At 78.0% G+C, this 8,752-nt stretch carries 3 protein-coding genes; all 3 read left to right on the forward strand.

The genetic code is table 11. The annotated features are described in order from the left end of the window. Positions 1-55: 55 nt before the first annotated feature. The 3 genes from ACIP82_RS32890 to ACIP82_RS32900 are packed head-to-tail and all read left to right on the forward strand — an operon-like array spanning position 56 to position 8,621. On the forward strand, positions 56-7,594 hold the full coding sequence (locus tag ACIP82_RS32890; RefSeq protein ID WP_400658801.1) for a condensation domain-containing protein: 7,539 nt from the start codon (positions 56-58) through the stop codon (positions 7,592-7,594). Continuing rightward, on the forward strand, positions 7,591-7,794 hold the full coding sequence (locus ACIP82_RS32895; RefSeq protein ID WP_363607599.1) for an MbtH family protein: 204 nt from the start codon (positions 7,591-7,593) through the stop codon (positions 7,792-7,794). Before ACIP82_RS32890 ends, ACIP82_RS32895 begins: the two co-directional genes overlap by 4 nt. Beyond that, on the forward strand, positions 7,791-8,621 hold the full coding sequence (locus ACIP82_RS32900; protein ID WP_363607598.1) for an alpha/beta fold hydrolase: 831 nt from the start codon (positions 7,791-7,793) through the stop codon (positions 8,619-8,621). The genes ACIP82_RS32895 and ACIP82_RS32900 overlap by 4 nt, the downstream gene beginning before the upstream one ends. The last annotated feature ends 131 nt before the right edge of the window (positions 8,622-8,752 follow it).

Here is an 8,752-nt window from a genome sequence, read left to right on the forward strand (position 1 = left end):
TTGGTGACCCGCCCCGCGCGGGCGTCCAGGCACCCACACCCCAAGGAGCACCACGATGCCCAGCCCGACGGCCGGCCCCGACGGCCCGTCCGAGCCGCCCGCGACGGCGCAGCCCCTCACCTTCCCGGCGTCGTACGCCCAGGAACGGATGTGGTTCTTCTACCGGCTCGACGCGCGCAACGCCTTCTACAACGTCCCGCTGCTGCTGCGGCTGACCGGGGGCGCCCCGGACACCGGGGCGCTCGCCCGGGCGCTGGGCGACCTGGTGGACCGGCACGAGACGCTGCGCACCACCTTCGCCGACTCCGCCGAGGGTCTGCTCCAGGTGGTCGCCGACGGGCTGGAGCTGCCGCTGGCCACCGTCGACCTGACGGGCGTCGTCGCCGCCGGGGCGGACCTCGCCGCGGACCAGGAGCTGCGCGAGCGGCTGCTCGCGGAGGTCCGGCACCCGTTCGACCTGGAGCGGGGCCCGCTGTTGCGGCCCGTCCTGTTCCGTCTCGGGCCGGCCGACCACCTGCTGCTGGTCTGCGTGCACCACATCGTCATCGACGGCGTCTCGGCGGGCGTGTTCGTCCGCGAGTTCGCCGAGGCCTACCGGGCCAGGGTCACGGGCAGCGCGCCCGGCTGGCCCGCGCTGGAGATCCAGTACGGGGACTTCGCCGAATGGCAGCGCGAGCACCTGGCCGGCGAACCGCTCGCCGAAGGGCTCGCCTACTGGAGCGAACGCCTGGCCGGGGACCTGCCGGTGCTGCGGCTGCCCGCCGACCGGCCCCGGCCCGCCGAGCGCTCCTTCGCCGGCGACCGGCTGGACTTCGTTCTCCCGCCGGACCTCGCCGACGCCGTCAAACGGCTCGCCCGCGATCAGGGCGCCACCCTCTACATGGTGCTGCTGGCCGCGTTCGCCGCCCTGCTGCACCGCACCACGGGGCAGGACGACATCCTGGTCGGCACCCCCTCGGCCAACCGGGACAACGCCCAACTCGACCCGCTCATCGGTATGTTCGTCAACACCCTGCCGCTGCGCGTGGACGCCTCGGGCGATCCGGCCTTCGCCGCGCTGGTCCACCGGGTGCGGGAGGTGAGCCTCGGCGCCTTCGCCCACCAGCACATCCCGCTGGAGAAGATCGTCGAGGAGATCGCCCCGCAGCGCGACCCGGGCGGCAACCCGCTCTTCCAGGTCGTCTTCGCGCTGCAGAACTTCGACCGCCCGGAGATCGGGCTGCCGGGCCTGACCGTCACCCCGGCCACCGTCGCCGACTGGACCTGCCGGTTCGACCAGGAACTGCACCTGTGGGAGCAGGACGGCACCCTGCGCGGCACCCTCGTCTTCGCCACCGACCTGTTCGACCGCCGCACCGCCCGGCGCGCCACCGAGCGGCTGCGGCTGCTGCTGGAGGCCGTGACCGCCGATCCGGGCCTGCCGCTGTCCCGGCTGCCGCTGGCCGAGGACGCCGCCGACCCCGTGGGCTTCGTGGGCGTCACCGCCGCCGTGCCCGGCTACGACCGGGACGCCACCGTCACCGGGCGGTTCGCCGCCCGGGTGGCGGCCACCCCCGCGGCGACCGCGCTGCGCACCGGCCCGGCCGCCCTCACCTACCGGGACGCCGACGCCCGCGCCGACCGGCTGGCCCGGCGCCTGCGCGCGCGGGGCGTGACGCCCGGGAGCCGGGTCGCGCTCTGCTGCGGCCCCGGGGCCGACGGCGCCCTCGCGCTGCTCGCGGTCGTGCGGGCCGGGGCGGTCGGCGTCCCGCTCGACCCCGCCGACCCGCCGCAGCGGCTGACCGCCCTGCTCCGGCGGTCCGGCGCCGCCTTCGTCCTCACCGACGCGCCGCCCGGGACGGCCGGCGCGCTCGCCGCCCGCCCGGCGGCCGACGGCCCGGCACCCGTGGTCCTCGACCTCGCCGCCCTGGCCGGCCCCGACGCCCTGGACGCTGCCGCCCCGGCCGCCGACGCCCCGGCCGCGGACGACGCGCCCGTGCCGCTCACCGGGCGGCACCCGGCCGTCCTGCTCTGCGCCGAGGAACCGCCCGTCACCGTCGACCACGCCGAACTCGTCCACCAGATCGACCAGTTGGCTGCCGCCGCCGGGCTCACCGCCGCCGACACCGTCCGGCGGTGGGCACCGCCCGGCACCGCCCGGTCGGTCTGGGAGACCCTGCTGCCGCTGCTCCACGGCGCCGCCCTGGCCGTCCCGGCGGGGGAAACCGAGGACGACGGGGCGGGCGTCGCCCTCGCCGTCGACCGCGACCTCGCCCGGCTCGCCGCGCAGCCCCTGCCCACCACCCTGCGCGCGGTGGTCCACACCGGCCGGGCGCTGACGCCCGACCAGACCGCCCGGTACCACGACGCGCTCGGCGCCGTCCTGCGCCCGACCCACACCACGGCCGCGACCGGCCCGCTCGCCGTCGCCGACCCCGGCCGCCCCGGCGCCCTGCGCCCCGTCCGCCCGCTGCGCGTCCTGGACGGGTACGGCCGGCCGGCGCCGCTCGGCGTGTCCGGCGCCGTCCACCTCGCCCCGGCCGCCGACGCCCCGCTCCCCGCCGGGCCGGCCGCCGCCGGCACGCCGACCGGCGACCTCGGCCGGCTCACCGAGGACGGCGACCTGGAGACCACCACCCGCACCCCGGGCCTGGCCCAGGTGGGCGACCACACCCTCCGGCTCGCCGCGCTCGCCCGGCGGATCAGGGAGCTGGAGCCCGTCCGCGACTGCGCCCTGGCCGTCCGCCACAGCACCGCGGGCGTCGCCGAACTGGTCGCCTACGTGGTGCCCACCCGCGACATCGGCGAGGAGTGGATCGTCCGCGCCGCGACCGGGGAACTGCCCGCGGCCCTGCCGCTCACCGCCGCCGTCCTGGTCTCCGACCTGCCGCGGACCCCGGGCGGCGCGCTCGACGAGGCGGCGCTGGCCCGGATCCCCGTCCTCGACGACGACCTGCTGGCCCGCTGGGAGGACCGCTGGCTGACCACCGCCGGCCGCGACCGGGCCGCCGTCTCGCGCGTCGCCCACCGGCCGTCCGGCGGTCCCGCCCGGCGCGTCCGCCCGCCCGGGCCCGCCCGGCCCCCGGTCCGCGCCGCCGACCAGGCCACCCCGGACCTCGCCACCCCGGAGCCGACCACCCCCGACCGGGCCGCCCCGCCCTCGCTCAGCACCGGCGCCCCGCTGCGGCCCTACCCCGAGTCCACGCTCGGCGCCGTGCTCCGGCGCGTCGCCGGGGCCGCGCAGCCGTCCGGCCTGGAGTACCTCCGCCCCGACGGCACCACCGAGCGGCAGAGCTACCCCGAACTCCTCGACGAGGCCTCCCGGGTGACGGGCGCCCTGCGCGCCACCGGACTCCGGCCGGGCGACCGGGTGCTGCTCCAGCTCGCCGACAACCGGCACTTCGTCACCGGCTTCTGGGCCTGCGTGCTGGGCGGCTTCGTCGCCGTCCCGCTCGCCACGCCCCCGGCCGACCAGCCGGACGGCGCGGTCGCCACCCGGGCCGCCCACGCCTGGCGCTCCCTCGGCGAACCGCTCACCCTCACCGACCGCGCCCACGGCGCCACGCTCCCGGCCGACCGCCGCCGGGCCGTCATCGAGGACCTGCGCACCGGCCCGGCCGACGACGCGCCGCACCGGGCCCGCCCCGACGACCTGATCCTGCTGATGCTCACCTCCGGCAGCACCGGCACCCCCAAGGCCGTCCGGCTCTGCCACGACAACGTGCTCACCCACGCCGCCGCCTCCCGCCAGGCGCACGGACTCGGCCCCGCCGACACCGCCTTCAACTGGATGCCGCTGGACCACGTCGGCGGCGTGGTCATGTTCCACCTGGCCTTCCTGGCCGCCGGCGCCGCCCAGATCCACGCGCCCACCGCCTGGGTGCTCGCCGACCCGCTGCGCTGGATCGAGGCGCTGCACACCCGGCGGGCCACCGCGACCTGGGCCCCCAACTTCGCGTTCGGCCTGGTCAACGACCAGGCCGAACGGATCGGGGGGGAGCGGTGGGACCTCTCCGCGCTGCGCCTGGCGCTCAACGGCGGTGAGGCCGTGGTCGACCGGGTCGCCCGGCGCTTCGTCCGCCTGCTGGCCCCGCACGGCCTGCCCGCCGGGGCGATGCACCCGGTCTGGGGGATGTCCGAGACCTCCTCCGGAGAGGTCTCGGCCCCGCTCTCCGCGACGGCCGGGGCGACGGACGCCCCGACCGAGGTCGGCCGCCCCTACCCCGGCTTCGCGGTCCGGATCACCGACGACACCGACACCGTCGTCCCGGAGGGGACCGTCGGCCACCTCCAGGTCAGCGGCCCGGCCGTCACCCGCGGCTACGACGCCGACCCCGGGCAGAACCGCGAGGCGTTCACCGCCGACGGCTGGTTCCGCACCGGCGACCTCGCCCTGCTCAGGGACGGCGCGCTCACCCTCACCGGCCGGGCCAAGGACGTCGTCATCATCGGCGGCGTCAACCACCCCAGCCACGAGCTGGAGGCGATCGTCGAGGAACTCGACGACGTCCAGAGCTCGTTCACGGCCGCCTGCGCGGTGCGCGCCGAGGGCCGCGACAGCGACGAACTCGCGCTCTTCTACGTCCTCGCGCCCGGCGCCGACCCGGACGCCGCCGCCCGCCGCATCCGCGAGAAGGTGCTGCGCGAGGGCGGGGTCAACCCCGCCCACCTCGTCCCGCTGGACCGCGCGGACATCCCCAAGACGGAGATCGGCAAGATCCAGCGGACCAGGCTGCGCGCCCGCTTCGAGGCGGGGGAGTTCGCCACGACGGCCCTCGGCGACACCCTGCCGAACTGGTTCTTCCAGCCCGTCTGGCAGCCCGCCGCCCTCGTCCACCCGGCCGGGCCCGGGGCGGCCCGCCCCGGCGGACACACCCTGCTGGTCGCGGACGAGGCGGGGCCGGGCGAACGGCTCGCCGCCGCCCTGCGCGCCGAGGGCCACGACACCACCCTCGTCCGGCGCGCCCCGGCCGCCGGCCCCGGCCCGGCCGACGCCCCGCTGGCCCCGCTCGACGCCACCGACCGCGCCCAGTGGGACGCCCTCCTGGACGCGATGCCGCCGCTCGGCCGGGTGGTCCACCTGACCACCGGCGCCCCCGACGACGGCCCCGGCGCCGACGGCGTCGAGGAGATCGCCCAGCTCGCGACGGCGCTCGCCGCCCGGCCCGACCGCTACGGCCCCGAACGGCCGGTGGCGCTGTACGTCGTCGCCGCCGACAGCGGGCGCGTCCTGGCCACCGACACCCCGGCCGCGCGCCGCGCCCCCGCCGTCGCCCTGGCGAAGAGCCTCGGCCAGGAACTGCCCTGGCTGCACACCCGGCACATCGACCTCGGCAGCCGTACGGCGCTCACCGCCCCCGGCCCGGACCAGGCGCTCCTCGCCCACCTCGTCGCCGAACTCGCCGCCCCCGCCGGGGACACCGAGGTCGCGCTGCGCCCCGGGCGGGGCCGCGCCCCCGCCCGCTGGGCGCGCCGGCTGCGGCGGCTGCCCGGCGGCGACCTCAAGGCCCCGGCCGCCCCGGTCTTCCGCGACGGCGGGCTCTACGTGATCAGCGGCGGCCTCGGCGGGGTCGCGGTCGAGGCCGCCCGCCACCTGCTCGCCGCCCACCCGGTCCGGCTGCTGCTGCTCGGCCGCACCCCGCTGCCGGCCCCCGCCGACCAGGACCGCCACCTCGCCGAGGGCGGCGAGCTCGCCCGCCGCCTCGCCGCCCACCGCGAGCTGAGCGCCGCCGGCGACATCGCCTACGCCGCCGTCGACATCACCGACGCCGACGCCGTCCGGGCCGTCGTCCGCACCGCCGAGCGCGCCTGGGACACCGAACTGGCGGGCGTGCTCCACCTGGCCGGGCACTTCGCCGAACGGCCGGTGACGGGGGAGACCCCCGAACAGCGCGCCGCCGTCCTGGCCCCGAAGATCCTCGGCGGCTGGGCCCTGCACCAGCTGGTCGCCGACCGGCCCGGCGCGCTCTTCCTCTCCTTCTCCTCCGTCAACGGCCACTTCGGCGGCGCCGGGGTCGGCAGCTACGCGGCGGCCAACGCCTACCTCGACGCCCTCGCCGCCCACCAGCGCGACAACTGCGGCATCGACGGCCGCAGCCTGGCCTGGAGCATGTGGGACGAGCGCGGCATGAGCCGGGGCTACGCGATGCGCGAGCTGACCGAGGCCCGCGGCTACCGCATCCTCGGCGTCCGCGAGGCCCTGCGCTCGCTCGACACGGCCCTGTGCCACGACACCCCGCAGGTGCTGATCGGCCTCGACCCCGACGCGCCGTGGATCCGCGCCCAGACCCTCGCCCCGGTCCACCCGCTGCGCACCCCGGCCGCCCACGTCGAGACCGGACCCGCCCCGGCCGCGGGCGCCGCCCCGGACCCCGGCGGCGAACTCCCGGACCGCTACGGCACCCCCGTCGGCTGTGCCGCGCTGCCCGTCGCCGAACTGCCCAGGACCGCGGACGGCGCCATCGACCGCGACCGGCTCGCCCGCACGGGCCCGAGCCCGGACGCCGAGGACGGACCGGACCGGCCGGCCACCGCGACCGAACGCACCGTCGCCGGCATCTGGCGCGACCTGCTCCAGCACGACCGGATCGGCCTGCGCGACAACTTCTTCGAACTCGGCGGCCACTCCATCCTCGCCACCCAGATGCTCGGCCGGCTGCGCACCGCCCTGGGCGTCGACCTGACCGTGGCCGCGCTGTTCCGGAGCCCCACCGTCGAGGGCCTGGCCGCCCAGGCCGACGGGGCGGGCCCGGACGGCGGCGCCGACCCGGTGGCGGGCGGCATGCTCGACGTCCTGCTGCCGCTGCGCCCGGCCGGCTCGGGCACGCCGCTGTTCTGCGTCCACCCCGGCGCCGGGGTCGGCTGGCCGTACGCCGCCCTGCTCGGCGGCCTCGACCCGGACCGCCCGGTCTACGGCATCCAGGCCCGGGGCCTGCTGCCCGGCGAGCGGCCGGCCGGCTCGGTGCGGGAGATGGCCGACGACTACCTCCGGCAGATCAGGACCGTCCACCCGCACGGCCCGTTCCATCTGCTCGGCTGGTCCTTCGGCGGTCTGGTCGCCCACGAGATGGCCGTCCGGCTGCGGGCGGCGGGCGAGCCGACCGGGCTGCTGGCGATGCTCGACTGCCTCCCGATGGGCGCGCTGCCCGGACGGCCCCCGCTGCCCGCCGCCGAGGAGCTCGAACGCGTCCTGCTGGGCATCCTGCTCGCCTCCTCCGGCGCGGCCCGCCCGGCCTGCCCGGACGGCGGCCCGGACGACGCCCCGCCGGACCGGGCCGGGGTACTGGCCGTCCTCCAGCGTGAGGACAGCACGCTGCGCGGGCTGGACGACCGGGCGGTCTCGGCGCTGCTCGCCGTCATGGCCAACGACACCGCGCTCGGCTACGCCTTCGTGCCCGGCCACTACGACGGGGACGCGCTGTTCTTCCACGCCTCCGAGGGCACCGTCGGCGCCGGCCCGGAGACCGGGCCGTCCGCCCGGGCCTGGCGCCCGTACGTGGCCGGGCGGATCAGGGACCACGCCGTCGCGGGCGCGCACGGCGACATGCTGCGGCCCGAGGCGGCCGCCGACATCGCCCACCTCATCGAGACCGAACTGAAGGGAACACACCGGTGACGAACCCGTTCGAGGACCAGTCGGCCGACTACCTGGTGCTGGTCAACCAGGAGAACCAGCACTCGCTCTGGCCCGCCGCGCTCGCCGTGCCGGCCGGCTGGCGGACCGCGCACGGCCCGGCGGACCGCGCCGCCTGCGTCGCCCACGTCAACGAGCACTGGCTGGACCTGCGCCCGGCCGCGCCGGCCGGACCGCGATGAGGCGGCCCGACCCCGCCGGACCGGACTCGCCCACCGGGCGGGCCCGGTCCGGGCCGGACGCCGTCGACCCGGGCGCCGCCGGTCCCGCGGCCGAGCTGCTCCGGGTCCGCCGCCCGGCCGCACCGGAGCTGCGGCTGTTCGTGCTGCACCACGCCGGCGGCTCCCACGTGGGCTACCGGCCCTGGGCCCCGCTGCTGCCCCCGGAGTGGGAGGTGTGCCTGGTCGAGGCGCCGGGGCGGATCGGCCGGTCCGGGCCGCCCTGCCGCACGGCCGACGAGCTCGCCGGAGCGCTGCTGCGCGGGCTGTCCGGCGAACTCGACCGCCCGTACGCGCTGTTCGGCCACAGCATGGGCGCCATCGCCGCCTACGAGCTGACCCACGCGCTGCACCGGCGCGGGCTGCCGCTGCCCGAGTGGCTCGGCCTCTCCGGGCTCGCGGCGCCCGAGCACCACCCCCGGCGGGTCTCCGGCTTCGACCTCTCCGACGACGACCAGCTGCGGTCCGCCGTCGAGGCGATGGGCGGTACCCCGCGCGCGATCCTGGACGACCCGGAGTTCTGGCCGCTGCTGGCCCCCGTCCTGCGGGCCGACTTCGGACTCGTCGAGTGCTGGCGCCCGGACCTGGACCGGGAGCCGCTGCCCGTCCCGCTGGCGGTGTACGGCGGCGAACGGGACGAGGTCACCCCGCCGGGCCTGCTGCCCGGCTGGGCGGCCCGGACGACGCGCTTCCTGGGGACCAGGCTGCTGCCCGGCGCGCACTTCTACTTCCAGCCGGCCCCGACCCCGCTGCTGCGGCTGGTGGTCGAGGACGTCCGGGCCGCCCGCTGAGCCTGCGCGCCGAGTGCACGGCAAGGGGCCCCGTCGTCCTTGGGTTCAAGGGGTCGTCGCAACACCACTTGGTTTTAGGTGGTGAGTAGATCACGTAGACGCTCGGCTGGGGTATTCCAGCCGAGCGTCTT

It is taken from the genome of Kitasatospora sp. NPDC088548 (genome assembly GCF_044753005.1).
In the GTDB taxonomy this organism is placed as follows: domain Bacteria; phylum Actinomycetota; class Actinomycetes; order Streptomycetales; family Streptomycetaceae; genus Kitasatospora.

Excerpts from the sequence above, each read along its gene's own strand:
- ACIP82_RS32890 (WP_400658801.1), top strand. The coding sequence starts at position 56 with ATGCCCAGCCCGACGGCCGGCCCCGACGGCCCGTCCGAGCCGCCCGCG.
- ACIP82_RS32900 (WP_363607598.1), top strand. The coding sequence starts at position 7,791 with ATGAGGCGGCCCGACCCCGCCGGACCGGACTCGCCCACCGGGCGGGCC.